The sequence below is a fragment of the Aliiroseovarius sp. F47248L genome, assembly GCF_023016085.1.
GTDB lineage: Bacteria > Pseudomonadota > Alphaproteobacteria > Rhodobacterales > Rhodobacteraceae > Aliiroseovarius.
The window spans coordinates 58,459-83,306 of the sequence record NZ_JALKBF010000002.1 but is presented as its reverse complement, the minus strand read 5'-3'; the positions used below and the strand labels follow the sequence as shown (position 1 = coordinate 83,306).

The following is a 24,848-nucleotide window of genomic DNA, read 5'->3' as shown; positions in this document are numbered from 1 at the left end:
ACATGGCCCAAACCCGCAGATTTCCCCGACTGCCGCTGTTTCCGGCACTGACCGTTCTGGTGCTGTTGGGGCCTGTTGCAGCAGGGCTTTGGGGCACCTTGCTGCCTGCCTTTGGCCATCTGCCTGCCGCGGGGCTGTCCGGCCCATCGCTGGACGCCTTCCGCGCGCTCATCAACTGGCCCGGCTTTGGTCCGGCGGTGCGGCTGTCTGTGACAACGGGGCTGGCCGCTGCGATCCTGTCGCTGGCGATCACCGCGCTGATCCTCGCAGGCTGGGCAGGCACACGCGGCTTTCGCGTCCTTGAGCGCTTGCTGTCGCCCTTCCTGTCCGTCCCCCACGCTGCCGCGGCCTTTGGGCTGGCCTTCCTGATCGCGCCGTCAGGCTGGATCGCGCGCCTGTTTTCCCCGTGGCTGACCGGCTGGGACCGCCCTCCTGACCTGTTGATCCTGAACGACCCATGGGGCCTGTCCCTCATTGCCGGAATGGTGATGAAAGAGGTGCCGTTCCTGCTGCTCATGTCCATCGCGGCCTTGGGCCAGATCGACGGACGACGCCGCATGGCGCTGAGCCAAAGCATGGGCTACGGCCGCATCTCGGCGTGGATGTTCGCGATCTTCCCGGCGGTCTATGCGCGAATCCGTCTGCCGGTGCTGGTGGTGCTGACATGGTCGATGTCAGTCGTGGATGTCGCAGTGATCCTTGGCCCATCGACGCCCCCGACCCTGTCAGTGCAGATCGTGCGCTGGATGTCGGACCCTGACCTTTTCTTCCGCCTGCAAGCCGCCGCCGCCGCGCTGGTGCAACTGGCGCTGGTCATCGGTGCAGTCGGGTTGTGGTTCGCGGGTGAAAAACTGGTCGCCCACCTTGCCTGCAAACGCATTGAGATGGGCCACCGCGGCCATCACGACCGCCCTCTGCGGCTTTTAGGATTTGCCACGTGCACCGCGATCTCGGTCGCGCTTCTTTTGGGACTGCTCAGCCTTGCCATCTGGTCAGTCGCGGGATTCTGGAGCTTCCCGGACCTGACCCCCGACCAACTGTCCGCCCGCAACTGGATGCGTCACAAATCCGGCAGTCTGGATGCCTTTGTCGAAACCATGCTGATCGCCGGCATTGCCGTCGCAATCGGCATGGCCCTGACCATCGGCTGCCTTGAAACCGAGCATCGCCGCAACCTGCGCCTGACCCAGCGCGGTATGTGGCTGATCTATCTGCCCCTGATCGTGCCACAAACCGCGTTTCTGCCGGGGCTGCAAACGCTGTTTCTAGGCTTTGGGCTGGATATGGGCCGCGCACCGGTGGTGCTGGCGCATCTGGTGTTCGTCCTGCCCTATCTGCGCCTGTCGCTTGAAGGGCCATGGCAGGCATGGGACAAGCGCCAAGCCACCGTTGCCGCCGCCCTTGGGGCAAGCCCTGATCGCGTGTTGTGGCGCATCCGTCTGCCGATGCTGCTGTCCCCGCTTCTGACGGCCATCGCGGTTGGTGTCGCGGTGTCGGTCGGGCAATACCTGCCCACGCTTTTGGTCGGTGGCGGGCGCATTGAAACCCTGACGACCGAAGCCGTCGCGCTGGCCTCAGGCGGTGATCGTCGTGCAATCGGGGTGTTTGGCCTGATGCAAACCGCCGCCGCTTTGGTGCCGTTCGCGCTGGCTTTGGCCCTGCCCGCCCTGATATGGCGCAACCGAAAGGGGCTTTTGCATGGCTAAGGGATTGCACCTGAACAAGGTTAAGATCACCCATTCGGGCCGCCCCCTAATGTCGATCAACACCCATGTCGCCCCCGGCGAAGTCGTGACCATTATGGGGCCGTCGGGCGTGGGCAAATCTACCCTGCTTTCCGCCATAATAGGCACTCTTTCACCCGATTTTACGCTGTCCGGACAGATCCATCTGAACGGGCGCGACCTGACCGCACTGCCGCCTGATGAACGCTGTGTCGGCATCCTGTTTCAGGACGCATTGCTGTTTCCGCACCTGAATGTGGGCGCGAACCTTGCCTTTGGGCTGGCGCAGGGCGGCACCAAAGCCGACCGTCGCGCGCGGATAAACGCGGCCCTGGCCGAGGTCGGGCTGGGCGGCTTCGCCAACCGCGACCCAGCCACCCTGTCTGGCGGGCAGCGCGCGCGCGTGGCATTGATGCGGATGTTACTGTCGGAACCGCACGCGTTGTTGCTGGATGAACCATTTTCAGGTCTGGACGCAGAACTGCGTGATCAAGTCCGGCAACTGGTCTTCGACCACGCCAAAGTACGGGCCTTACCGGTGCTTCTGGTCACCCATGACCAAGCAGATGCAAAAGCGGCAGGTGGCCCAGTGATTGTGCTGGAATAGGGTCTATATCCGCGTCAGAATTCGGTTTTCCAAACGATACCCATCTGGCGCGATGTCGGCCCGGAAGTCGGGATCATGACTGACCAGCAGAATCGCCTGACCAAGCGCCTTCAGAATGGTCACAAGCCTCGCATAGTTGTCAGGGTCCAGCGCGTTGGTCGGTTCGTCCAATATCAACACTTCCGGCTCCATCGCCAGCACCGTCGCAAGCGTCACCAGACGTTTTTCGCCCCCCGACAGCTTGTGCGTCACGCGGTCCCGAAGATGGGTCAGGTTGAGGCGGGCCAGAATGTCATCGACAATCGCAACCGCCTCGTCCCGCGATCTGCCCAGATTAAGGGGGCCGAAAGCGATGTCTTCGGCCACCGTGGGGCAGAACAGTTGATCATCTGCATCCTGAAACACAAATCCGATCCGGCGGCGCACTTCATGAAAATCTGCTTCTTCGGCGCGGGGTTTGCCGAAAGCGGTGATCGTCCCCTGCGCCGGATGCAGAAGCCCCATCACGATTTTCAGAAGCGTTGATTTTCCAGCCCCGTTCGGCCCGATCAGGGACAACCGCTCGCCCGGCTCTAACCGCATCGTGGCACCATCCAACACCGGCTCAAGGCCGGGATAGGCAAAGTGAATACCCGACAGCTCAAGCAAAGGCATATAGAACCTCGGCCCAGATTAGGGCGCCAAGGGCAAGGCACAACGCGACTGCGAAGACCAGATCGGTACGGGTCAAGCGAAATTCGTCCAACAGCACGATCCGACCCGAAAAGCCCCGGCATTTCATCGCCGCCAGAATACGTTCAGACCGCTCAATCGCGCGCACCAGCATCATGCCCACCAGATAGCCATAGCTGCGATACGTGTGCCAATTGGTGCCGGGTCGAAACCCGCGCAGCTTCATCGAGGTGCGCAGGCGTTGATATTCCTCGCGCAGAACGTCGATATATCGGATCGTGAACATCATCAGATGAACCAGCCGTTCGGGCGTTTTCAGCGCAAACAGGGCATGACCCATCGTCACAGGCTCCATTGAACCAACCATGGTCATTACCGCCAAGATCACCGCATTTGCAGTTAACCCGATTTCCACCGCACGCCACAGCCCTTCCCAACTGGCCGAGACACCCCAGACCGTGAAAATCGGCGTGCCGGGCATCGTGAAGGGCAAGAGAACCAGCATGAATATAATGAACGTGTCCATCATCGCCATCCGTTTCAGGGTCTTCTGAAATGGCAGGCCAGAAATGGCCAGAAGCCACATCGACAGCACCATCGCGCCCGACAGCACGCGCAGGTCCGACAGGCCCACCACGGTGATTGCATAGATCACGGTGACAACAATGCGCATCCTTGGATCAAGGGCCGTGATCGCAGAGCGAAACCCGCCAAACCCGGAAATCGCCTTGTCGTCGCCGGTCAGAACATAGGTCATGTCTTGCCCCCCAGTTTGCGCCGCGCGGCAATATAGAAGCCCAGACCGAACAGGCCGAAAATATAGCCTATTCCACCCAAAACAGATTGAAAGTTCGATTTGTTCTTGAAGGCCGACAGCTCTTGCCGGATCGGGCGCAGCTCATCGCGCAGCATCTTGGCAAGCTCGGCGCGGGTGTCATCTGACAGGCCCGGCATTTGAGAGGTCATGGATTGGGTCGCCCCCGCCAGAACCGAGGCACCCGCGCTGCCAGCGGCGGCGGTTTCGCCCAGAATTCCGGCGACCTCAGCGGCAGGCATCACAACTTCGGCCACATGACCCGCGCCAAGATCACCGCGGAAAATATGAGTAACCGGCTGGCTGGGTGTGAATAAGAAAAACCCGTCTCCATCGGTGCGTGTTTCGCCCAACTTGTTGCGTTTGTCGTCAAACACCTCGATGACCAAATCGGCGGCCATATCACCATTGGAAAAGCCGACCTCTCCTTCGATCGCGTCGCCGGACGGAAAGACCGCCGCAATTACATTGTGGGCCAAGGCAGGCATTGGGGCCAGAACAGTGACCAACAGAAGCAATATTCGGATCATGCCCAGCCCCCCTTGGCATCCAGAAACAGTTCCGGTTTCACGCGCCGAGCCAGGAAAATGGCGGCCCCTGTCAACAAGGCCTCAACCACCATCACCGGAATATGCGCAACAAAGACCAGCTTGGCGGCGGCCGCAAACTCGTCCCCCGACAGCATCAGAGAAAAAGCCACGGCCAGCGTGGTGGCAGCAATCGCAACCCCGCCGCCAATCCCGCCCCAGATCGCGCCTTGCATCGGCGATCCGCGCGACACCATCGGACGAAACAGCAAACCTGCAAGCACCGCTGGCAACGCGATATTCACTGCGTTAACACCCAACACCGTCAGACCGCCGAACCCGAAGAACACCGCTTGCAACAGCAACCCGACAAACAGCGCAGGAAACGCTGCCCAGCCCAGAACCAGCCCCGCCAACCCGTTCAGGATCAGATGGACCGAGCTTGGACCAATGGGCACGTGGATCAGGGACGCGACGAAAAAGCTGGCAGACAGAACGCCAGCCGCCGGAATACGCTCCAGCGGTAAGTGTTTCAAACCCATTGCAATACCACCAACAGCAGCAATAGCACCGCCGATGACAACAGGGTTAGATAGCGCGCCGTCTACGATATGCATGGGAGCGCCCTCACTTCATATCCGCGGCACGGATCCAGATCACGGCGTCTTGTGATAGATCTTTGCCTTCATGTTCTTTGGCTGGACCAGACCCTAATGCAGCAAAACCCCAGTATCCCGCCTTGGGAATGCCGAAGGTGAACACGCCATTTTGGTCGGCAATCGCCACCACCGACCCGCCCGCCATAGGCTGCACCGTTGGATCGGTGGTTGAAAACGCATCCAGATCGGGCTCGGACGCCATGTATTCAATTTCGATTTCGGCCCCCCCAACGGGTTGGCCTTCGGACAACACCTGACCTGAGAATGTGGACCCCGTAATCACATTATATGGCTTGTTCAACGGCAGGATTTCCGTGGGCAGCCCGACAGGCTGATCCCAATCGGTGGGCAGCGTGTTGCGGTTCAAAACGACCTTGGTGATCTGCTGGATAAAGATATCCTCGCTTTCCTCGTAATACGGCGCGGGAACAGAGACGACCACATAATCGCCCGATCGTTTCACTGGCACCGAAGCACGGTATGCTGCGGCTTCATTTGAAGCGCCCTTGAAAGTCGCAGGCTCCAGCCGGTCTGACAGATCGGTCTTTTCACCGTTGTGCACCATGAAGAACTCCACGGGCACACCCATGTCCATCACATGGCCGTTTTCAAACGGGTGCCAGAAGATCAAACCCATCGGCACTTCGCCGGGGCGTTCGATCATCATGTCGTCAGTGTAGTTCAGTTGGAAATGTGCCGACGCTGCGGCGGGAAGGAAAGCGGCCAAAGCAGTGGCCAATAGACAAGTTTTCATGTCGTCCTCTTAGAGTTCACAGACAAAACGCCTGCACAAAAGAAGGAACAACGGGGATAATGGCTCGGGTGGGTCTGGTGACCGCCGGGCCAGACGCTCACCCCGGCGTCCGGTGGAAATGGGCAGATGCCCAGCGTCCGGCAGGTCTCCTGACTCGCGGGTCAATGCTTGGCTGGCCTTCCCGGATTTCTCCAGTGACGTTGTCAGCTTCGCTCGCCGCTCACAGTTGCGGGGGCAGTTACGGGTTTGGCGCCTGTTGGCTACTCCTCACCGTATTCCCTATTACTACCGTGGTGCCTCTGCACGCACGGAACCGATCGCATGACTTCCATGTCAGATGCGCAAGGGAGGTGTCAAGCAAATGCACCCAATCCGCAACGTCACCGACTGGCGACAAAGCATCATTAAATCCCTTAACCTGTTGAAAATTTTTTAATTTTTCTAAGCATTTTTTTGATGGCAAAGCCAAGCATCATGTCCCGATTGATCTTCGCCCGTATTCACCCCACTGTGCGCGTCCAAAGAACATCGAAACCCAAAGGATGCACATGTCGGATCACGATCACCACAGCCACGACCATCACGACCACATCCCCAAAAACGAACGCAAGATCGCCATCGCCGCGATCCTGACCGGGGGGTTTATGTTCGCCGAATTGGTGGGCGGGCTTCTGTCCGGTTCGCTGGCACTAATCGCCGACGCCGGGCATATGCTGACCGACTTTGCATCGCTGATGCTGGCGTGGTTTGCATTTCGGCTGGCGCGACGACCCGCAGATTGGAAACGCACCTATGGGTTTGATCGGTTCTCGGTGCTGGCGGCATTCGTCAATGGGCTGTCTCTTTTCGTCATTGCCGCCTGGATCACGTGGGAGGCTATTCACCGCTTAACCGCCCCGGTCGAGGTGCTGGGCGGCACGATGCTGATTATCGCAGTATTGGGGCTTTTGGTGAACATCGTGGCCTTTCTGGTGCTAACACGGGGCGAAGGCGACAATCTGAATGTTCGCGCCGCTGCCTTGCATGTGGCGGGTGATCTTCTTGGATCTGTCGCGGCAATTGTGGCTGCCTTGGTCATTCTTGCCACCGGCTGGACGCCGATTGACCCCATCCTGTCTGTGCTGGTCGCGCTGATCATCCTGCGCTCGGCGTGGAAGGTCGTGCGCGAAAGCGCCCATATCCTGCTTGAGGCCGCGCCACACGGGTTTGACCGGCGCGAGGTTGCTGCCCAGCTTGAGGCGTTGGAGGGTGTAGACGCCGTCACGCATATTCACGCCTGGTCAGTCACACAGGAACGCCCCATGGTCACGATGGAAGTCACGCCCACGCCGGACACCGATCCGCAAGTGATCAAGGCGCGGGTCAAGCAACATCTGCACGATGTGTTTCAGATCGAACACGCAACGGTCGAGATCAACAGCCCCGCGAACGGCGGTCCCAAGAAGGGGCTTCAATAAGCCTCTAACACACGCTCTAGTCACTTGTATCCCGCGCCTCCGTCGCTTCAACAAAAGAAGGCCGACCATGTCCGACACACCTGCCCCCGCCATTCTGGCCGCCCGCAACGCAGTGGTTGCGATGTTCGTACTGAACGGCGCGCTGTTTGGCTTGTGGGCGTCTCGCATCCCGACAGTCTCGGCCAAGCTGTCGCTGGATCCCGGTGCATTGGGGATGCTTTTGCTGTTGATGGGCGGTGGGGCGATTGCCGCATTTCCGCTGGCAGGCCGCTGGGTTGACCGCCACGGCGCGGCCACCACGACGGTTTGGGTCGGTGCCATTCACGCGTTGTCGATCCTTGGTTTGGGGCTTGCGCCGTCGATCAGCACCTTGGCGCTTGCCCTGATCTTCTTCGGTGCAACCCATGGCGCGATGGATGTGGCAATGAACAGCTGGGCGGGGGCGGTTGAACGCCATCTGCCACGCCCGATGATGTCGCGCTTTCACGCTTCGTGGTCGGTGGGTGCGGGGATCGGAGCTGCATCCGGGTTTGGCGCAATCAAGTTGGGTCTGCCCCTTTTGGCGCACGGCGCGATTGTGATTGGGATTGTTGCCGCGATTTGTCTGTGGCTGGCCATTCCGCCCTCCAGATCGACACTTTGGGCGCCTGCTGCGCGATGTGACGCGCCGCACGCACCGCTGTTCACCTTGCCCAAAGGCCAGCTCGTGCTGGTCGGCCTGGTCGCCATGTGCGCGTCCCTGGGCGAAGGGGCGATGGCCGATTGGGGCGCGATCTTCCTGATGGCCACGACCGGCGTCACTGAAGCGTCGGCCGCCATTGGTTATGCGGTCTTCTCGGTCGCGATGGTCATTATGCGATTGGGCGGGGATCGGGTCACATTTCGCTATGGTCCCGCCCGCACCGCGCGGCTGGCCGGAATCATCGCCGCAACTGGGGCCGGGCTGGCAGTGGGCATCGCCAGTTACCCGTCGGCGCTGGTCGGGTTTGCCCTGATGGGGGTGGGCTATGCCGTCATCATGCCGCTGGCCTTCAGCCGCGCCACGATCGACCCCATCCTGTCGCCCGGCAAGGCGGTCGCCAGCCTGGCCACACTGGGTTATGGCGGGCTGTTGATGGGGCCGCCGTTGATCGGGTTCATTGCCGAAATCAGCTCGATCCGCGTCGGATTTGCGGTGCTGATGGTACTGGCGGTGCTGATGGCGACACTGGCCCCTGCCCTCAGACCGCCTAAGCCTTAATCATCCTCAGACACGATCGCAGGCCGATAGGGCTGATCCGCTTTCTTAAACAGCACATAGATCGCCGGGATCACCAACACCGTCAGCAAAGTGGATGAGGCCAGACCGAACAGAAGTGAAATCGCCAGCCCTTGGAAAATCGGGTCGGCCAGAATCACCGATGCGCCGATCATTGCCGCAATCGCAGTCAGCAGGATCGGCTTGAACCGGATAGCGCCTGCGCGCAGCAGGGTTTCGCGCAGGGGTTCATCCGCCACAGCCCCATGCCGGATGAAATCCACCAACAGGATCGAGTTGCGCACGATGATGCCCGCCAACGCAATGAACCCGATCATCGAGGTTGCGGTGAACGCCGCATCGAACAGCCAATGCCCGAACACGATCCCGATAAAGGTCAACGGAATGGGCGTCAGGATGATCAAGGGCACCCGGAACGACCCAAACTGCGCCACAACCAGCACATAGATCGCCAGGATCGCCACGCCGAAGGCCGCGCCCATGTCGCGGAAGGTGACATATGTGACCTCCCATTCTCCGTCCCACAACAGGGTCGGCGTTGCGTCACTGGCAGGTTGGCCGTGCAGGCTGATCTCGGGCTTCGGCACGTCCACAGACCAAGGCCGCTCGTCCAGCGCATCTTGCACGGCGATCATCCCATAGATCGGCGCTTCAAAATCGCCTGCCATTTCGGCCATCACCATCTCGGCAAACCGGCCATTGTGGCGAAAGATCGGATAGCTTCCGGCCTCTTCCGTCACCGTCACCAGATCGCCCAGTTCAACTACGCCCCGGTCGCCCGGCAACAGGTTCGCGGGCACAGGGGTCGAGGCCAGACGCTCGGACCAGTTCAACTCGCCCCGCGGCAGGGCCACCCGAATTTCGGTCGGGTCGCGCCCTTCGCCGCGATGGGAATAGCCCACGGGCATTCCGTCAAACAGCACCCGGATCGTGTCATAGACATCGCTTTGACGGACGCGGAAGAACTCCAGACTGTCCTGATCAATCGCCAGCCGCAGACGCGGGCGGGGTTGGCCGAAGCTGTCCTCGATATCCACCACGTATGGCACGGCGGCAAAGGCTTCGCGCACCTCGCGCGCCACGGCGCGGCGGGTGTCGGCGTCGGGGCCATAGATCTCGGCCAGAAGCGTCGCCAGCACCGGCGGACCGGGCGGGATTTCCGCAATCTGGATCGAGCCGCCTTCGGGTATATCCATATCCGCCAGCATCTCGCGCGCTGCCAGCGCAATCTCGTGCGAGGATCGCTCGCGGTGGTGTTTGGGTTCCAGATTGACCTGCAAATCCCCCAATTCGGGCCGCGCGCGCAGGTAATAGTGCCGCACAAGCCCGTTGAAGTTGAACGGCGCCGCCGTGCCAGCGTGAAGCTGGATCGAGGTTGCTTCGGGCAGCCCTGCCAACCGCTCGGCAGCCTCGGTCAGCACACGCTCGGTCCGTTCAAGACTGGTGCCTTCGGGCATGTCCAGAATGACCTGAAACTCGGATTTGTTGTCAAAGGGCAGCAGTTTCACCACCACGGTGCGGTCGAAAAAGAAGGTCATCGAGCCGCCAGTCAGAACCTGCACCACGATCAGGAACAGGCCTGCCCGCCAACGGTTGGCGATCACGGGCGTGGCGACCCGGCGGAACAGACGCCCCAGCACGCCTTCGCTGTCGTGGTCATGCCCACCAGCCTTGTCCCCGCCCCGCCCGGCGATCTTCAGCATCAGCCAAGGCGTCAGCATGACGGCAACGAAGAAGGAAAAGATCATCGCCGCCGAAGCATTCACCGGGATCGGTCCCATATACGGCCCCATCAGGCCGGACACGAACAGCATCGGCAGAAGGGCGGCCACCACGGTCAGGGTGGCGACGATGGTGGGGTTGCCCACCTCGGCGACCGCTTCAATCGCGGCAGTCACGCGCGAGCGCCCGTCGCGCATCGCCCAGTGTCGTGCAATGTTTTCAATCACCACAATGGCGTCATCCACCAGAATCCCGATCGAGAAAATCAGCGCGAACAGCGACACCCGGTTGATCGTGTAGCCCATCATGTTCGAGGCAAACAGCGTCAGCAGAATGGTGGTCGGAATGACGATGGCAACAACGATGCCTTCGCGCCAGCCAATGACAAACGTCACCAGCAGCACGATGGACACGGTGGCAAGACCGAGGTGGAACAGCAGCTCATCCGCCTTCTCATCGGCGGATTCACCATAGTTCCGGGTGACTTCGACAGTGATATCTTCGGGGATCAGGCCGCCGCGCAGAAGCTCCAACCGCTCCAGCACATGCTCGGCGACCAGAACGGCGTTGGCGCCTTCACGCTTGGCAATCGCCAGCGTCACGGCAGGCAGACGCGTCCAGTCGGCATGATGATCGTCACGGGTCATGGTCCATGTTCGTGCGTCCACCGGCGCGCCGCCAACGACGATATCCGCCACATCGCGCACATAGACGGGGCGTCCGTCGCGGGTGGTCAGTTGCAACAGGCCAATGTCCGAGGGGCCGCGCAAGGTCTGCCCCGCCGTCACCGTCAGGCTGCGATCCAGCGCGGTGACTGACCCGGCCGGAAAGGTCTGGTTGGCCTCGCCCACGCGGGCGGCCAGTTGTTGCAACGTAACACCGTAAAGGGCCAACCGTTCGGGGTCGGGTTCAATGCGGATTTGGTCGGTGCGCCCGCCGACGATATAGGTCAGACCCACATCTTCGACCGACATAAGCGAGGCGCGCAACTCCTCGACCAGAGAATACAGCGCGCGGTCGTCCCAGTGCTGGGCGACTTCGGGCGTGGGCGACAGGGTCAACGCCACGATGGCCACATCGTTGATGCCACGCCCAATGATCAGGGGCTGCGGGATACCCTGCGGGATGCGGTCCATGTTCGCCATGATCCGTTCATTCACCCGCAAGATCGCGTCATCCGGGTCGGTGCCCACATCAAAACGCGCAGTGACCATCACGCTGTCATCTTCGGTCTGCGAATAGATATGTTCGACCGCATTGATCGAGCCCAGAATGGCCTCAAGCGGTTCTGTCACCAGTTCGACCGCATCCGGCGCGCGCAAACCATCGGTGCGCACCATCACGTCGACCATGGGAACCGAGATTTGCGGCTCTTCCTCGCGCGGGATGACAGCCAGCGCGATCAACCCCATCGCAAGCGACGCCAACAGCAAAAGCGGCGTCAAGGGCGAGCGGATGAACGCCTTGGTCAGATGCCCGGAAATGCCCAGCTTCATGGCTGCACCAGCTTGTCGCCTACGGACAATCCTGCAAGAACTTCAACACCGTCGGCAATATCTTCGCCCAGCAAAACCACCACGTCACGCGTGCCGTCCGCCGTTTGCAATGTCACGAAATCATTGCCAAACCGCGTGGTGACAAGCGTGCGCGGGATGACAATGCCCTGCCGCGTGTCCACGGTGACATAGACCCGCACACGTTCGCCGACAAAGAAGCTGCCCAGCCCGTCCACTTCAGCATCTGCCGTGATGCGGCCATTGGTGATTTGGGGATAGACCTGCCGGATCACTCCGGTCTGGGCCACCTCGCCCCCAAGCGCTGCCCCGGCGATTTCTATGGGGTTACCTTCAGCGATCGAGCGGGCATGGCGTTCGGGCACATTCAACCGCAGCAGATAATGATCGGATGCAATGATTGCCACAGGCTCGCCCGGCAACATGACGCTGCCGCGCGGGCTTAGCACGTTCAGAACACGGCCTGCAGCCGGGGCCAGAACTTCGCCTTCACGCTCTTGCTGCACCAACACATCGCGCGATTGCCGGGCCGAGGCCAGCCTTCCTTCAAGGACCGCCACCGCCGTTTGCGCCTGATCGACACGGGTTTGCGCGATGATGCCGCGTGACAGCAAATCCTCGGCCCGTTTCAGATCATCACGCGCCTGTGCCAATTCAGCCTCAAGCGATGCGGCCTGCGACGTGGCGGCGGCAATCTGCGGGGCCATCTGTTCGTTGACCACCCACGCCACAACATCGCCCGCCGCAACCATATCGCCTTCGTCGACCATCAGATCGACGATGGTGCCGCCGATCCGCGTGCGCGCCGTCAGGGTATCGACGCTTTCGACCGTGGCGAAGACGGCCTTTCGGTCGGCCAGATCGCTGGTCGTCACCTCGTGGGTTTGGGCCATTACAGGCCCGGCGAGAAGAAGAGAGAAAAGCAGTGGTCTAAACATGGCAGCGCCTTTGGTTTGGGCGGGTAAGAGCGATTTTCTGCGCGCGTCCGGAAGGTAAGCACCGGTTGCGCTTGACTTTCATATTAGCAAAATCTAATTTAGTAAACACTTAAATATTGTCAAATACGAATACGTCCGCCAAAGCAAAGGGAAACGATGACGCTCGCCAACACAGACCCAATGGCCGATCTTCAGGCCCGCGCGGACGAAGTCGCGACCTTGTTGAAACAACTGGCCAACACACGTCGGTTGATGATCTTGTGCCGCCTTGCCTCTGGCCGCGCCACGGTGTCCGAGTTGTGCACGGTTGCCGACCTGTCGCAGTCCGCGATTTCGCAACACCTTGCAAAAATGCGCGCCGAAGGGTTGGTGAAGGGCGAGAAGGAAGGCCTGCAGATCTATTATTCGATCTCGGATCCCCGCTGTCTTGACGTTTTGGGGCACCTGAAAGCCAGCTTCTGCGATTGACCGGCGACCCTGCCGTCAGGCGGTCACGGTAATGTCGGCATTAAGTGAAGACAGGGAAACGCTGTTTGCGTTTGGAAGATCATTTTCAGCCGCGCGGGCACGCGCCTGATCCGGCGTCAGCCCATGTGCCAGCCACCGATCCACAAGACGTTTCTTCAACACATCTTCCGGCACATCCAGCCGGACCGATATGTCCCAGAAACGGCCCAGATCGCGCCAACCGGGTGCATGAAAAAGCAGGTAATTGCCTTCGATGATAATGGTGTCGCATGTCTCTGGCACCACGCCCGCACCGGCTATGGCAATGTCGCGATCCCGGTCAAAAATCGGGAAATAGACAAGATCTGAATGGGGCAGCGCAGCAACAAGGCGCTTGAAACCTTCCACATCAAATGTCTCGGGCGCGCCCTTGCGGGGCAACAACCCGCGCGCGCTCAGAATCCGATTGTCGAGGTGAAAACCATCCATCGGAACCACCAGCGTGTTGCAGCCTGCCGCCTTCATCTGATCGGCCAAGACGCTGGACAGGGTCGACTTGCCAGAGGCTGGCGGCCCGGCCAAGGCAACGAGCCTGCGCTGACCGGCACGTGGTGCCGCCAAAATGCGATCCAGCAGCGTCGCTGCAAGGTTGGTTACGTTGCTCACGCCACATCCTCGACCGTTGGTTCTTTGCACCCGTCATCAACACGGATGATGAGTTCGGATATTCCTCAGACCAGACCTCGAAACAAATATGCTAGTCAAGAGTGGGCGGCTTGGCTCTTCCGTGTATGCCGTGCTTACTCACGCAAGTTAAGCTACGCTGCCCACCAGCTGCACCTAACCCAGCGAGGACTTCCATGGATCAGATCGCAAATCTTAACTGGGTCGAAGGAATTGGCTGGCTCGCCTCTTTGATCACGATCGCTTCCTATTCGGTAAGCACCATGCTGCCACTTCGGGTTCTGGCGATCACATCGTCGCTTTGCTTTGCCACCTACGCCTCCATCCTGCACCTTTGGCCACTTCTGGCGATGGAACTCATTTTGCTTCCGATTAACCTTTATCGGTTCTGGCAGGTGCTTTCACTGCGCAACAAAGTAAACTCGGCCGCGGGCGGCGGACAGTCCGATTTCTCTGTGATCAAGACGTATGGCAAGCTGTTGCGGTTTGACGCAGGGTCGGTGGTCTTCAAACGCGGCGATAAGGTCGACCAACTTTATTATCTGGCAAAAGGCCGGATTGGGATCGAAGACTTCGGTATTGACCTGGCCCCCGGCGACGTTTTTGGCGAGATTGCATTCTTTGCCGATGCCGCCACGCGCACGGCAACGGCCCGTTGCATTGAGGATACCGAAGTTTATGGCATCAACGAAAAACAATTCATGCGACTGCAATTCGAAGACCCAAGTTTTGGGTTGGCGATCATGCGAACGATCACACGTCGTTTGATGGCAGATGTAAGCAGTGCATCCGGCGTCAATTGACCGCCAAATCTACACTAGTCAATGCCTACATATAATCGAAGCGACCCCCAAGCAGGTTGAGGGCCGCTTTCAGTTGTCATTCAGACGTCGACAGATCAGTGACCCAAAGTCGCCGCATCGACGCGACGCGGGTCGGATGCACCGAACAACAAACCGGCTTCAGCATCGACCATGATCGACTGGGTGGATCCCATCACTGATTTCTCAGACACGCTGTGGCCGCGTTGTTCCAGAATACGGATGGTGTCTTTGCTGATCCCATCTTCGATCCGGATTTCATCGGGCAACCACTGGTGGTGGATGCGTGGGGCCACTGACGCCTCGGCAATGTTCATGCCGTGGTCGATGACGTTCATGATGATCTGCAAAGTGGTCGTGATGATGCGCGAGCCGCCGGGGCTGCCTGTCACCAGAAACACATCGCCATCTTTCATCACCAAGGTGGGCGACATCGAAGACAACGGACGCTTGCCCGGCTCCACCGCGTTGGCATCCCCGCCGATCAGGCCATAGGCATTGGCGACACCGGGTTTCGCGGAAAAGTCATCCATCTCGTTATTCATCAGAACGCCGGTGCCATCTGCGACCATGCCCGACCCATATGAGAAGTTGATCGTATAGGTGTTGGACACCGCATTGCCCCATTGATCCACGATCGAGAAATGTGTGGTCTCGTTGCTTTCATAGGGGGTAAGATCACCGGGTTTTATGGTGTCCGACGGGGTGGCGACATTCAGGCTGATCTGGCTTCTGACGTCGGCGGCATAGTCTTTCGACGTGATTTCAGCCAGCGGAACATCGACAAAATCACTGTCCCCCAAATATTCGGACCGGTCGGCATAGGCACGTTTCATCGCTTCGGACATCAGATGGATCGTATCGGCCGAGTTATGGCCAAGGAAGCCAATCGGATAGTCTTCAAGGATGTTCAGGATCTGCACGATATGCGCGCCGCCCGAGCTGGGTGGGGGCATCGAAACGATCTCATACCCGCGGTATTCACCGATGACGGGTTCGCGCAGAACGGGCTTATAGGCCGCCATGTCCTCCACGGTGATCCGCCCGCCCGATGCTTGCACGGCTGCGGAAATCTGTTCAGCGACGCTGCCCTTATAGAACCCGTCAACACCTTCATCTGCAATCTTTTGTAAGGTATTGGCCAGGTCGGCCTGCACCAGAAGATCGCCCGGTTCATAGAAGCTGCCATCTTCCTTGTAGAAGATGGATTGCGAGGACGGCCATTTCTTCAGACGATCTTCCAGACCTTTCAGGCTGTCTGCCAGTCCGGGCGTCACCGCGATTCCGTCACGGGCCAGCGCAACGGCGGGTGCAACGACCTGTTCCCAAGACATCGAACCATACTCATCCAACGCCATTTTCATCCCGGCAACGGTTCCCGGAACACCTGTGGCCAAACCGGTGAAGCGGGACAATTCGCTGTCGGCATTGCCGTCTGCATCCAGAAACATATCACGTTCCGCACCAGAGGGGGCCATTTCGCGATAGTCAATGGCGCGGGTTTCGTTAGTTTCGGCGTCATGCACCATCATGAAACCCCCACCGCCAAGGTTGCCCGCGCGTGGAAGAGTCACCGCCAGCGCGAACGCCACGGCGATGCCTGCATCAATCGCGTTGCCGCCGGCCTCAAGAATATCCAAGCCGACCTGTGCAGCCACCGCTTCTTGCGCCGCGACCATACCGTTTTCGGCATAGACCGGATGCACGCGATCTTCGCCGGAATAGATGGCAGCTTGTTGGGCGTAGGTTGGTTGAACAGTGACAAGTGATGCGCACAGCGCACCCACATAAAATCGTTTCACGGTCGGTCTCCCTAAAATGTAAAAGAAAGCAAGGGAAGCGTCCGGCACTCACAGCGGCGGGTCAAGCCGGGTGCAACGCACACGCGGAAATCCGCGCAACCCATGATGGATTATTGACCATACGTAATTCTAAAATGTGGGGAGTGCTGGCTATCCCGCCACGGCCTGTTGGCGCCGCAGCGAAATGACAGTCAGACCAAACGCAATCGCACCACACAGCGCGATGGCCGCAACCATTGGCGTTGCCGTTCCATTAAAGAAAGGCGAAGCCGCGACGATCATCACGCCGCCGGTCAGCATCTGCAGCGTGCCACCAAGCGACGAGGCAAGGCCCGCCAGCTCTCCGTGATCTTCAAGCGCCATGACCATTGTGGTCGGGATCACAAGGCCAAGCCCTGCGTTTCCAAGCAGAAGGAAGCCGATCACAATCGGCAGGGTTGCCCCGCCCAGAAGAGAGATGACCAGAAGGGCCAGCGTAAAGCCTGCAAACACGCCTGTGCCCAACCGAATGGTCTTGGCAAGCCCGATGCGACCTGCTAGTGGCCCGGCAAATTGTGATGCAGTGAAGAAGCCTGCCGCATTCACGGCAAAGGCTAATGAAAAACCGGTGGGCGACAGGCTGAATTGATTCATATAGACGAACGAGGCTGACGCCAGAAAGACAAAGAAACTGGCCATACCGAATGCGCCGATGAATGTCAGGCTCATGAAGCCGGGGTCGGTCAGAAGCGTACGCGCGCCTTTCAGCATGGTGCGCAAATTGGCACGGGTGCGCCGTTCAGCAGGTAGCGTTTCAGGCAGCAGAGTTGCTGTCATCGTCAGGCTGATCAGGGCTGCCACCGCAATCACGGCGAAAATGGCACGCCAGCCAGAGAATGCCAGAATACCGCTGCCCGCCAGTGGCGCCAACATGGGCGAAACCGAGATCACAAGCATAATCATCGCCATAAGACGTGTGGCTTCTGCACCAGTGTGCATATCTCGGATGATGGCGCGGGGAACGACCATCAACACGGCTCCGCCAAGCCCCTGAAGGAACCGCCATGCGGTCAGCTCGGTCACTGTCCCTGCCATAGCGGCTCCGATTGAGGCGATCAGAAAAATGCCAACACCCACGAAAATCGGCAGTTTGCGCCCGGATTGATCCGCCCATGGGCCATAGATCAGCTGGGCGATGCCAAAGGCAATGAAATAGGACGTTATGGTCGCCTGAACGGCCGTTTCCCCGACACCCAGATCAGTCGCGATAGCAGGCATTGCAGGCAGATACATGTCGATCGCAAAGGGACCAACCATAGACAATGTTCCCAGAACAATCGCTGAGCGCACCAAACTAACTGACATTTCGAAACCTTTTCTTGCGCCAAAAACGCAAAATCCCCTGTTTCGGGATGGGTGATAAAAGTTGATTTGATCAAACGGCCTGCCGACTCGCTTCACCAAGGGGGCGACATTGCCCCGTGAGAATCCGGAAGGCAAGATGATGTCAGAATATTCGTGGGCGCGAACGCAGGTGGTCATGTGGCATCGCAAACGGGTGGCGCACTCAGCGTTCCTAAATAAAAAAAGGGCGGATTGCTCCGCCCTAAGTCTTGAGGGAAAACTGGTTAGGTCAGAAGCCGTACACGAGGGACACGCCCAACGAGTTGTCGGCACTGCTGAAGCCAGGCAGCGGGTCGCTGTTCCATTCCGTCCGATACGACACACGTGTCGACATCCGGTCGGTGACTTTGAAGTTAACACCAAGATCGTTGTTGATCGTTGTGTCAGCTTTCGAGAACAGAACATCCGTGTCCATCGACAGCGATACGGTTTCGGTGATGTCGGTATAGAAACGCGACGACAAGATACCGGCCACTTCGGTCGACCCTACGCCCGCTTGGTTTTCGACATAACGCGCGCCGGGGCCAGCTTGAACACGCCAGCTCATGTTGGGTTCGTTGATCACACGGTAGCCAGGGCCAAAGCCCAGGAACGCGTCGATCTTGTTGGCGTCGAAGTTGTCATAACGGACCGAGCCCAGACCAAACAGATAGAACTGTTCGTTGAAGTAACGGTTTACGTCATAGGTTGCGTAGATTTCTTCCTTGTTGCGCACGCCGTTGTCTTCAGCAAACTCAGCCGCGAAACCGAAAGTATGGTTCCAAGGGCCGTTGCCATAGCGGAAGCGACCAGCCAGATCCAGATCAGCCGTGTCGGTGTTGCCTGCGGTTGCAGTGAAACCAAGGGCGACACTGCCGGTCCAGCCCTGCGCATATTGGTTGCTCAGACGGTCGCGTTTGTTCGCGTTGTTCAGATCATCGGTGACCTCTTCCTGAATGTCGTCGATGCGATCATCAAGAGTGTCAACGCCAACCAAAGCGCCCTGCGCAAATACAGGGGCAGCCACGAGAAGCGCCAGGGCCGATGCGGCCAGCACATTACGTTTGTTCATGGGTCTATCCTTTCCCCAAAAAAGTATGACCCGACCTGAAAGGACGGGAGCATTCCTGCTGAGAAAGCAGATAGTGGATCGCTTAACTTAACTAAAATTTAAAATAATCAGGCTTAAAACGATATAAGCTTATACTTGAAGGTTTATTCTGTCTTTCCAAGAACTTCGATGCTTTCGCCCTCGCTAATATCGGCAAGCTCGTTCAGGACAGCCTCTTGATCAGCGTCAATCTGTGTTAGAATTGCAACAAGTGCGCTTTCAGCGACCGCCCTTACATCGTCTTCAAGGTCGTCACGCCAGACCGACCAGACGGGAAACGGAAAGATCGGCGCATCCGGCACCAGATGCAATTCACCCCGATCGAGAAAGCGTTTGATATAGCGGGCTGGCAAATAGGCTGCTGCCTTTCGTACCCGGACATAATCCGCCGCCAAAGCGCCAAGCGACAGTGTCAAACCCGGGTTGGTCAGTTGCGGCAGCTCAAGCGCATGGGCGTGGACAAACTCGGGTCCCCAATCCACAAACACATAGTGATCGGCCAGATCATCGAGATCGGCGTCCCAAGATGCGGCAAGCACAAGGTCTTCGTCATAGATTTTACGGGCCGACAGTCCCGGCCGCAGTTGCGGATTATACATCAGGCCAATCTGGGCGATGCCTTCGACAAGAAACCGCATGATGCGGTCAGGCATACCAAGTTCGGCGCGGACATTAAGCGTTGGCATGACCTCTTGCATACGATCAATCCAACGAAACCCCAGTCGCGGCCACAGCGAATACTGGGCCGCGATGCTCAGCGATTTGGTGTAGCCTTCAGGCACCCCAATCTGTTGACGCGCTTCTTCCCAGATCTTTATCAGCGACAAAGCATAACGTTCAAACTCGCGCCCCGCCGGGGTCAATTCCGCACCGGATTTCGAGCGCAGGAAAAGTTGCTTTCCCAAGCTTTCTTCCAGCCGTGCAATTCGCAAGCTAACGGCAGACTGTGTGACCAAAAGACGTTCGCTGGCATTCACGAAAGAGCCATTTGCGGCGACTTCCAGAAACGTTCGGACGAGGGTGATATCCATGCCAGCCATCCATGAGAATTACTGCGGTAAACCATGAGTGTAGCCAGTTTTCGTCAGTTTGTCTGCAGCTTTTGAAACCCGCACGGGATCAAAAGGATTCGTCCAGACGCCCAAGCTGAGCGGCTTAGCGCGGCAAACTATTCTGCAAAATCGTCAAGGCGTCAGCTTCTGTTAGATGAACGGGGTTGGCCTTCATCGAACTGGATCTTAGGGCGTCTTGTATCAAGGCATTTGCCTGCGTTTGATCTGCCAATATCGCGTCCATGCCCGGGACACCTTGCAAGTCAAACGCATCGGAAAGTGCGGTGAAGTTCTGATCGCCCCACCCATCGAATATGTCCGAGATCGTCTGCCTCAGAAAATCATATCGGCTCAGGTCGCTCCCATCTGCCTTGACCCGCTGGAAATTCACATCCAGCGTCGGACCAAGAAGGTTCGCGCAAATCATCCCATGCGCAAGGTTGGTTTTCCCACCAATCACACCTGCCAGTCCGTGGACTGCACCAAGGCCCGCATTGGCAAGGGCGACACCGCTGATCATGCTGACATAGGAAAGCGCATCCCGCGCATCGGGGTCTTCACGCCTCATCAACGTCGCCAGGGCCTGCAACCCCATTACAATGGCAGACTGACACAGCGCATCGGTTAATGGGTTCGCCCGGCAGGACAGAAATGGCTCGATCACCTGCGTGACCGCATCCAGACCCGAAGACACGGTGACATGCCGTGGGGCGTTGTCGGTCAGGCTTGGGTCGACAATGGCCAGTGTCGGATACATGCGATCATCGCGCAAGCTGACCTTCAAGCTGGCATCCGGTACGCTGATCACCGCGTTTCGAGTCATTTCCGCACCCGTCCCGGCCGTCGTGGGCACGGCCACAAGCGGCAGCGGTTGCGCGGTCAAAGGCCGCCCTGCCCCGACAACCTCAAGGTGGTCCATCAGACCGCTGTCCGACGGGATCAGCGCCGCCGCTGCTTTGCCCAGATCGATCACCGAGCCACCACCGATGGCCAAAACCGTCTGCGCCTTCCGGGCGCGTCCCACTGCCACCACCTGATTCACCTGCGCGACAGTTGGCTCGCCTTCCGCGAAGACAGTTTTTAGTGCCGCCCCTGTCTGAACAAGCTCCCGCGCGATGTCATCAACCCGATCAACCGAGCGTCCGCGCACCAGAAGCACGCGTGTCCCGAACCCTTGCACATGACCACAGACCTCGTCGGCCCTTCCGCGGCCGAACAAGGTTTTTCCCGGTGTGCTGAACCCGAAGGGCGTCATGTGATGGTCAGCTTTCTAGAACGAGAGTGTCGCCGCTACGGCGCGCTTCCATGCCGCGTATTTCGCATCGCGCTTTTCCGTTTGCATGGCGGGGGTGAATTGACGTTCAAGCGCCCAGTTGCGGGCAAACTCTGCCGGACCGGGATAAACCCCGGCGCGCTGTCCGGCCAACCAAGCTGCCCCCATGGCGGTGGTTTCCAACACCTCAGGTCGATCGACGGCAGCGCCGATGATATCGGCCAGAAACTGCATCGTGTAATCCGACGCGCTCATGCCGCCATCGACGCGCAGCGTTGCCGTTTCGGCATCGCCCATATCAGCATGCATCGCTTCCAACAGATCGCGGGTTTGAAAGCCAATGCTCTCCAGCGCTGCACGGGCGAACTCGGCGGGCCCAGAATTGCGGGTCAGACCAAACACAGCGCCGCGACAGTCGGCGTTCCAATACGGCGCACCCAGCCCTGTGAAGGCTGGAACCAGAACAAGCGATTGCGCCGGATCGGCGGCTTCGGCCAGTGGCTGGGTCTCGGGCGCGCTGTCGATGATTTTCAACCCATCGCGCAGCCATTGCACCACCGCACCAGCGATAAAAATCGAGCCTTCCAGCGCATAGGTCGGTTTGCCATCAAGCTGATAGGCGATGGTGGTCAGCAGCCGGTTCTGGCTGACAACCGGCGCATCACCGGTGTTCAGCAGCGCGAAACATCCAGTGCCATATGTCGATTTCAGCATGCCCGGTTCAAAACACGCCTGACCCACGGTCGCGGCCTGTTGATCGCCCGCCACACCAAGTATCGGGATCGGTGCGCCAAGGGTCTTGGTCACACCGAAATCAGCGGCACAATCCAGCACCTCGGGCAGAAGCGCCATCGGGATGTCCAGCATCTTGCACATCGTGGACGACCACCGCCCCTTGCGGATGTCGTAAAGCATCGTGCGCGCGGCGTTGGTGGCGTCGGTCACATGGCGCTGGCCGTCGGTCAGGTTCCAGATCAACCAGCTGTCCACCGTGCCAAAGGCCAGCTCTCCGGCGTCGGCCCGCGCGCGTGCGCCATCGACATTGTCCAAAAGCCAGCGGACTTTGGTGGCGCTGAAGTAAGGATCCAGCAACAACCCGGTCCTATCGCGCACAGTCGTTTCATGGCCCTGTTCTTTCAAGGCCTGGCACAGGTCTGAAGTGCGGCGGTCCTGCCAGACAATCGCGTTGTGGATCGGTTCGCCGGTCGTACGGTCCCAGATCACAGTGGTTTCACGCTGGTTGGTGATTCCCATGGCTGTGATGTCACCGGCACTCAGCCCGGCTTTGTCCAAAGCATCACGGCAGGTTGACAGGGTGGTCGACCACAGGTCGCCTGCATCATGTTCAACCCAACCTGACGCTGGAAAATGTTGCGGAAATTCCTCTTGGGCGCTGGCCACGATTTTCATGTCCGCATCGAAAACAAGTGCGCGACTGGACGTTGTGCCCTGATCAATAGCGAGGATGTAGGTCATGGCGCGTCTCCTCGTCTGGATGGTAGCCAAGTGAAACTTCTAAAATTCTGTGGGTGGTCGGGGCCGCGTGGCCCCGACCGGGGAAGATTAATTCCAGGATGCAATCAGCTCGTCATAGCTGACCGTCTTGGGTTCTTCGTCTTCGTTGGCAAGTTTGGCCTTGGGCGAACCCGGCTGGCTCAGCCAAACTTCCGGATCCTGCTCTTCGTTCAACTTCGGACCAATATCACCTTGGATGCCTGCGCGTTCAAGACGCTCCAGAACCCGCTCTTGGTCGGCGCAAAGACCGTCCAAGGCTTCCTGCGGAGATTTCGCACCGGACATTGCGTCGCCGATGTTCTGCCACCACAGCTGGGCCAGTTTCGGGTAATCCGGAACGTTGGTGCCGGTCGGCGACCATGCAACACGCGCGGGCGAACGATAGAACTCGATCAGACCGCCAAGTTTATTTGCACGCTCGGTGAAGCTTTCATGCTGGATGGTGCTTTCACGAATGAACGTCAGACCCACATGCGCTTTCTTCACATCCACCGTCTTGGAGGTGACGAACTGGGCATAAAGCCAAGCCGCCTTGGCACGATCGACCGGGGTCGATTTCATCAGCGTCCAGGACCCAACATCCTGATAGCCGATCTTGGTGCCTTCGGTCCAATATGCGCCATGCGGTGACGGTGCCATGCGCCATTTCGGCGTGCCGTCTTCGTTCATCACCGGCAGGTCGGGCTTGACCGTGTCGGCGGTGAAGGCCGTGTACCAGAACATCTGCTGGGCAATATTGCCCTGCGCCGGGATCGGGCCTGCCTCGCCAAAGGTCATGCCTGCCGCCGCGGGGGGCGTGTATTTTTCCAGCCATTCGATCGCCTTTGTCACAGCATAAACCGCTGCCGGGCCATTGGTGGCACCGCCACGCGCAACGCACGAGCCGACGGGCTGCGAGTTTTCGTTCACACGAATGCCCCACTCGTCGACGGGCAAGCCGTTCGGCTCGCCTTTGTCGCCGGCACCGGCCATCGACAACCACGCATCGGTGTAGCGCCAACCCAGCGACGGGTCTTTCTTGCCGTAGTCCATGTTGCCAAAGACTTCGCCTTCAACACCCAAATGCGACAGGTCGCGACCGGTGAAGAACTCGGCGATATCCTCGTATGCGGACCAGTTGACCGGAACGCCAAGGTCATATCCATAAGCCTCTTTGAAGTCCGCCTTGTTCTTTTCGTCGTTGAACCAATCGTAACGGAACCAATAAAGGTTCGCGAATTGCTGGTCAGGCAACTGATAAAGCTTGCCATCGGGCGCGGTCGTGAACTGCGTGCCAATGAAATCGTCGATATCAAGACCGGGGTTGGTCACATCCGCGCCTTCGCCAGCCATCCAGTCGGTCAGGTTGCGAACTTGTTGATATCGCCAGTGGGTGCCGATCAGGTCGCTGTCGTTGATGTAACCATCATAGATGTTTTCACCCGACTGCATCTGTGTTTGCAGCTTTTCAACCACGTCGCCTTCGCCGATCAGGTCATGCGTGACCTTGATGCCTGTGATAGCGGTGAAGGCAGGTGCCAGCACCTGGCTTTCGTATTCGTGGGTTGCGATGGTTTCCGAAACCACCTTGATCTCCATCCCGGCCATGGGGGCCGCAGCATCGACGAAGAACTGCATCTCGGTTTCCTGAGCGGCGCGGTCAAGCGACGAAAGATCGCCGATCTCCGCGTCAAGGAACGCGCGTGCCGCGTCCATATCGGCAAACGCCGGACCCGTAAGGATCAAAAGCGCAGCCGTTGTTGATTTAAGATTCAGGTTCATAGGTTACCTCCCGTTTAGAACCGATGACTGAGGAATAGCGTAGAGTGGTGGCCGGATCTCCTCTTTCTCCGGTCACACTTGCCAATCATCACACCCAGCGAAACACCGCCGCGGCGTAGATCAGGCAGACGATCAGCGCAAAAGGTTGGTTTGCGCCGACCAATCCAAGCCAGGCCAAATTGATAAAGGCCGAGCCGAGAAGGGTAATGAAGAGGCGGTCGCCCCTTGTGGTTTCGATCCGCAAAACACCCACACGCGGGGTTTCGGGGTATCTGATCGCCAGCACCGTGAAGGTGATCAGCAGGCTTGCAATGACCATGAAAAAAATCGCGGTCGGCCAGGTCCATGCCATCCATGCCATAGTTCGGTCCTCC

At 59.0% G+C, this 24,848-nt stretch carries 22 protein-coding genes and 1 riboswitch; of the genes, 6 read left to right on the top strand and 16 right to left on the bottom strand.

Translation table 11 applies throughout. From position 1 onward, the window contains the following. Positions 1-2 precede the first annotated feature (2 nt). Together MWU51_RS15790 and MWU51_RS15785 are read left to right on the top strand one after the other, a co-directional pair. Positions 3-1,706: an ABC transporter permease subunit gene (locus tag MWU51_RS15790; RefSeq protein ID WP_247039091.1), complete on the top strand. Its 1,704-nt coding sequence runs from the start codon at positions 3-5 to the stop codon at positions 1,704-1,706. Next, a complete protein-coding gene (locus tag MWU51_RS15785) occupies positions 1,699-2,331 on the top strand; it encodes an ATP-binding cassette domain-containing protein (RefSeq protein ID WP_247039089.1) in 633 nt (210 codons plus the stop codon). Before MWU51_RS15790 ends, MWU51_RS15785 begins: the two co-directional genes overlap by 8 nt. Before the next feature lie 3 nt (positions 2,332-2,334). Here the strand turns inward: MWU51_RS15785 and MWU51_RS15780 are convergent, their stop codons facing one another. Genes MWU51_RS15780 through MWU51_RS15760 form a run of 5 tightly spaced genes read right to left on the bottom strand, consistent with a single transcriptional unit; the run spans position 2,335 to position 5,757 of the window. Then, positions 2,335-2,985: an ABC transporter ATP-binding protein gene (locus MWU51_RS15780; RefSeq protein WP_247039087.1), complete on the bottom strand. Its 651-nt coding sequence runs from the start codon at positions 2,983-2,985 to the stop codon at positions 2,335-2,337. Next, on the bottom strand, positions 2,972-3,760 hold the full coding sequence (gene cbiQ / locus MWU51_RS15775) for a cobalt ECF transporter T component CbiQ (protein ID WP_247039073.1): 789 nt from the start codon (positions 3,758-3,760) through the stop codon (positions 2,972-2,974). Before cbiQ ends, MWU51_RS15780 begins: the two co-directional genes overlap by 14 nt. Then, a complete protein-coding gene (locus MWU51_RS15770; RefSeq protein WP_247039071.1) occupies positions 3,757-4,347 on the bottom strand; it encodes a cobalt ABC transporter permease in 591 nt (196 codons plus the stop codon). Before MWU51_RS15770 ends, cbiQ begins: the two co-directional genes overlap by 4 nt. Beyond that, positions 4,344-4,961: a cobalt transporter CbiM gene (gene cbiM / locus MWU51_RS15765; RefSeq protein ID WP_247039068.1), complete on the bottom strand. Its 618-nt coding sequence runs from the start codon at positions 4,959-4,961 to the stop codon at positions 4,344-4,346. Before cbiM ends, MWU51_RS15770 begins: the two co-directional genes overlap by 4 nt. Before the next feature lie 10 nt (positions 4,962-4,971). Beyond that, positions 4,972-5,757: a DUF4198 domain-containing protein gene (locus MWU51_RS15760; protein WP_247039066.1), complete on the bottom strand. Its 786-nt coding sequence runs from the start codon at positions 5,755-5,757 to the stop codon at positions 4,972-4,974. A 121-nt stretch (positions 5,758-5,878) separates the two neighbouring features. After that, positions 5,879-6,090: riboswitch (cobalamin riboswitch) on the bottom strand. Between the two features lie 215 nt (positions 6,091-6,305). Between MWU51_RS15760 and MWU51_RS15755 the strand changes: the two genes are divergently transcribed. Together MWU51_RS15755 and MWU51_RS15750 are read left to right on the top strand one after the other, a co-directional pair. Next, positions 6,306-7,214: a cation diffusion facilitator family transporter gene (locus tag MWU51_RS15755; protein ID WP_247039065.1), complete on the top strand. Its 909-nt coding sequence runs from the start codon at positions 6,306-6,308 to the stop codon at positions 7,212-7,214. 67 nt (positions 7,215-7,281) lie between these two features. Then, positions 7,282-8,454, top strand: a complete 1,173-nt coding sequence (locus MWU51_RS15750; RefSeq protein ID WP_247039063.1) for an MFS transporter — start codon at positions 7,282-7,284, stop codon at positions 8,452-8,454. On the opposite strand, the gene MWU51_RS15745 is transcribed toward MWU51_RS15750, so the two are convergent. Together MWU51_RS15745 and MWU51_RS15740 are read right to left on the bottom strand one after the other, a co-directional pair. Next, positions 8,451-11,690, bottom strand: coding sequence for an efflux RND transporter permease subunit (locus tag MWU51_RS15745; RefSeq protein WP_247039061.1), 3,240 nt, complete (start codon positions 11,688-11,690; stop codon positions 8,451-8,453). The genes MWU51_RS15750 and MWU51_RS15745 overlap by 4 nt on opposite strands. Further along, positions 11,687-12,601 carry an efflux RND transporter periplasmic adaptor subunit gene (locus tag MWU51_RS15740; protein WP_247039059.1) on the bottom strand — a complete coding sequence of 305 codons (915 nt, stop codon included), beginning with the start codon at positions 12,599-12,601 and terminating at the stop codon, positions 11,687-11,689. The genes MWU51_RS15745 and MWU51_RS15740 overlap by 4 nt, the downstream gene beginning before the upstream one ends. A 201-nt stretch (positions 12,602-12,802) precedes the next feature. Here MWU51_RS15740 and MWU51_RS15735 point away from each other — a divergent pair, with 201 nt between their 5' ends. Continuing rightward, positions 12,803-13,114 (top strand): metalloregulator ArsR/SmtB family transcription factor, encoded by a 312-nt coding sequence (locus MWU51_RS15735; RefSeq protein ID WP_247039057.1) that lies wholly within the window; start codon positions 12,803-12,805, stop codon positions 13,112-13,114. 15 nt (positions 13,115-13,129) lie between these two features. Here the strand turns inward: MWU51_RS15735 and MWU51_RS15730 are convergent, their stop codons facing one another. Beyond that, positions 13,130-13,759 carry a nucleoside/nucleotide kinase family protein gene (locus MWU51_RS15730; RefSeq protein ID WP_247039055.1) on the bottom strand — a complete coding sequence of 210 codons (630 nt, stop codon included), beginning with the start codon at positions 13,757-13,759 and terminating at the stop codon, positions 13,130-13,132. A 194-nt stretch (positions 13,760-13,953) separates the two neighbouring features. Between MWU51_RS15730 and MWU51_RS15725 the strand changes: the two genes are divergently transcribed. Beyond that, on the top strand, positions 13,954-14,580 hold the full coding sequence (locus MWU51_RS15725) for a Crp/Fnr family transcriptional regulator (protein ID WP_247039053.1): 627 nt from the start codon (positions 13,954-13,956) through the stop codon (positions 14,578-14,580). Positions 14,581-14,675: 95 nt separating this feature from the next. Here the strand turns inward: MWU51_RS15725 and ggt are convergent, their stop codons facing one another. The 8 genes from ggt to MWU51_RS15685 form a co-directional block, all read right to left on the bottom strand. Beyond that, positions 14,676-16,400, bottom strand: a complete 1,725-nt coding sequence (gene ggt / locus MWU51_RS15720) for a gamma-glutamyltransferase (protein ID WP_247039051.1) — start codon at positions 16,398-16,400, stop codon at positions 14,676-14,678. A gap of 150 nt (positions 16,401-16,550) precedes the next feature. After that, on the bottom strand, positions 16,551-17,744 hold the full coding sequence (locus MWU51_RS15715) for a multidrug effflux MFS transporter (RefSeq protein WP_247039049.1): 1,194 nt from the start codon (positions 17,742-17,744) through the stop codon (positions 16,551-16,553). A gap of 268 nt (positions 17,745-18,012) precedes the next feature. After that, positions 18,013-18,834 carry a DUF481 domain-containing protein gene (locus MWU51_RS15710; RefSeq protein ID WP_247039047.1) on the bottom strand — a complete coding sequence of 274 codons (822 nt, stop codon included), beginning with the start codon at positions 18,832-18,834 and terminating at the stop codon, positions 18,013-18,015. A gap of 143 nt (positions 18,835-18,977) precedes the next feature. Next, positions 18,978-19,904 carry a LysR family transcriptional regulator gene (locus MWU51_RS15705; protein WP_247039044.1) on the bottom strand — a complete coding sequence of 309 codons (927 nt, stop codon included), beginning with the start codon at positions 19,902-19,904 and terminating at the stop codon, positions 18,978-18,980. Between the two features lie 124 nt (positions 19,905-20,028). Continuing rightward, on the bottom strand, positions 20,029-21,180 hold the full coding sequence (locus MWU51_RS15700; RefSeq protein ID WP_247039043.1) for an iron-containing alcohol dehydrogenase: 1,152 nt from the start codon (positions 21,178-21,180) through the stop codon (positions 20,029-20,031). Between the two features lie 15 nt (positions 21,181-21,195). After that, positions 21,196-22,674 (bottom strand): glycerol kinase GlpK, encoded by a 1,479-nt coding sequence (gene glpK / locus MWU51_RS15695; RefSeq protein WP_247039041.1) that lies wholly within the window; start codon positions 22,672-22,674, stop codon positions 21,196-21,198. A gap of 87 nt (positions 22,675-22,761) precedes the next feature. Then, on the bottom strand, positions 22,762-24,474 hold the full coding sequence (locus MWU51_RS15690) for an ABC transporter substrate-binding protein (protein ID WP_247039039.1): 1,713 nt from the start codon (positions 24,472-24,474) through the stop codon (positions 22,762-22,764). An 88-nt stretch (positions 24,475-24,562) separates the two neighbouring features. Then, positions 24,563-24,835 (bottom strand): DUF2160 domain-containing protein, encoded by a 273-nt coding sequence (locus MWU51_RS15685; RefSeq protein WP_247039037.1) that lies wholly within the window; start codon positions 24,833-24,835, stop codon positions 24,563-24,565. Between the last annotated feature and the right edge of the window lie 13 nt (positions 24,836-24,848).

What these genes read in the sequence shown, in the direction of transcription:
- MWU51_RS15790 (WP_247039091.1), top strand. Translation starts at nt 3, where the DNA reads ATGGCCCAAACCCGCAGATTTCCCCGACTGCCGCTGTTTCCGGCACTG.
- MWU51_RS15785 (WP_247039089.1), top strand. Translation starts at nt 1,699, where the DNA reads ATGGCTAAGGGATTGCACCTGAACAAGGTTAAGATCACCCATTCGGGC.
- MWU51_RS15780 (WP_247039087.1), bottom strand. Translation starts at nt 2,985, where the DNA reads ATGCCTTTGCTTGAGCTGTCGGGTATTCACTTTGCCTATCCCGGCCTT.
- cbiQ (WP_247039073.1), bottom strand. Translation starts at nt 3,760, where the DNA reads ATGACCTATGTTCTGACCGGCGACGACAAGGCGATTTCCGGGTTTGGC.
- MWU51_RS15770 (WP_247039071.1), bottom strand. Translation starts at nt 4,347, where the DNA reads ATGATCCGAATATTGCTTCTGTTGGTCACTGTTCTGGCCCCAATGCCT.
- cbiM (WP_247039068.1), bottom strand. Translation starts at nt 4,961, where the DNA reads ATGCATATCGTAGACGGCGCGCTATCTAACCCTGTTGTCATCGGCGGT.
- MWU51_RS15760 (WP_247039066.1), bottom strand. Translation starts at nt 5,757, where the DNA reads ATGAAAACTTGTCTATTGGCCACTGCTTTGGCCGCTTTCCTTCCCGCC.
- MWU51_RS15755 (WP_247039065.1), top strand. Translation starts at nt 6,306, where the DNA reads ATGTCGGATCACGATCACCACAGCCACGACCATCACGACCACATCCCC.
- MWU51_RS15750 (WP_247039063.1), top strand. Translation starts at nt 7,282, where the DNA reads ATGTCCGACACACCTGCCCCCGCCATTCTGGCCGCCCGCAACGCAGTG.
- MWU51_RS15745 (WP_247039061.1), bottom strand. Translation starts at nt 11,690, where the DNA reads ATGAAGCTGGGCATTTCCGGGCATCTGACCAAGGCGTTCATCCGCTCG.
- MWU51_RS15740 (WP_247039059.1), bottom strand. Translation starts at nt 12,601, where the DNA reads ATGGCCCAAACCCACGAGGTGACGACCAGCGATCTGGCCGACCGAAAG.
- MWU51_RS15735 (WP_247039057.1), top strand. Translation starts at nt 12,803, where the DNA reads ATGACGCTCGCCAACACAGACCCAATGGCCGATCTTCAGGCCCGCGCG.
- MWU51_RS15725 (WP_247039053.1), top strand. Translation starts at nt 13,954, where the DNA reads ATGGATCAGATCGCAAATCTTAACTGGGTCGAAGGAATTGGCTGGCTC.
- MWU51_RS15715 (WP_247039049.1), bottom strand. Translation starts at nt 17,744, where the DNA reads ATGTCAGTTAGTTTGGTGCGCTCAGCGATTGTTCTGGGAACATTGTCT.
- MWU51_RS15710 (WP_247039047.1), bottom strand. Translation starts at nt 18,834, where the DNA reads ATGAACAAACGTAATGTGCTGGCCGCATCGGCCCTGGCGCTTCTCGTG.
- MWU51_RS15705 (WP_247039044.1), bottom strand. Translation starts at nt 19,904, where the DNA reads ATGGATATCACCCTCGTCCGAACGTTTCTGGAAGTCGCCGCAAATGGC.
- MWU51_RS15700 (WP_247039043.1), bottom strand. Translation starts at nt 21,180, where the DNA reads ATGACGCCCTTCGGGTTCAGCACACCGGGAAAAACCTTGTTCGGCCGC.
- glpK (WP_247039041.1), bottom strand. Translation starts at nt 22,674, where the DNA reads ATGACCTACATCCTCGCTATTGATCAGGGCACAACGTCCAGTCGCGCA.
- MWU51_RS15690 (WP_247039039.1), bottom strand. Translation starts at nt 24,474, where the DNA reads ATGAACCTGAATCTTAAATCAACAACGGCTGCGCTTTTGATCCTTACG.
- MWU51_RS15685 (WP_247039037.1), bottom strand. Translation starts at nt 24,835, where the DNA reads ATGGCATGGATGGCATGGACCTGGCCGACCGCGATTTTTTTCATGGTC.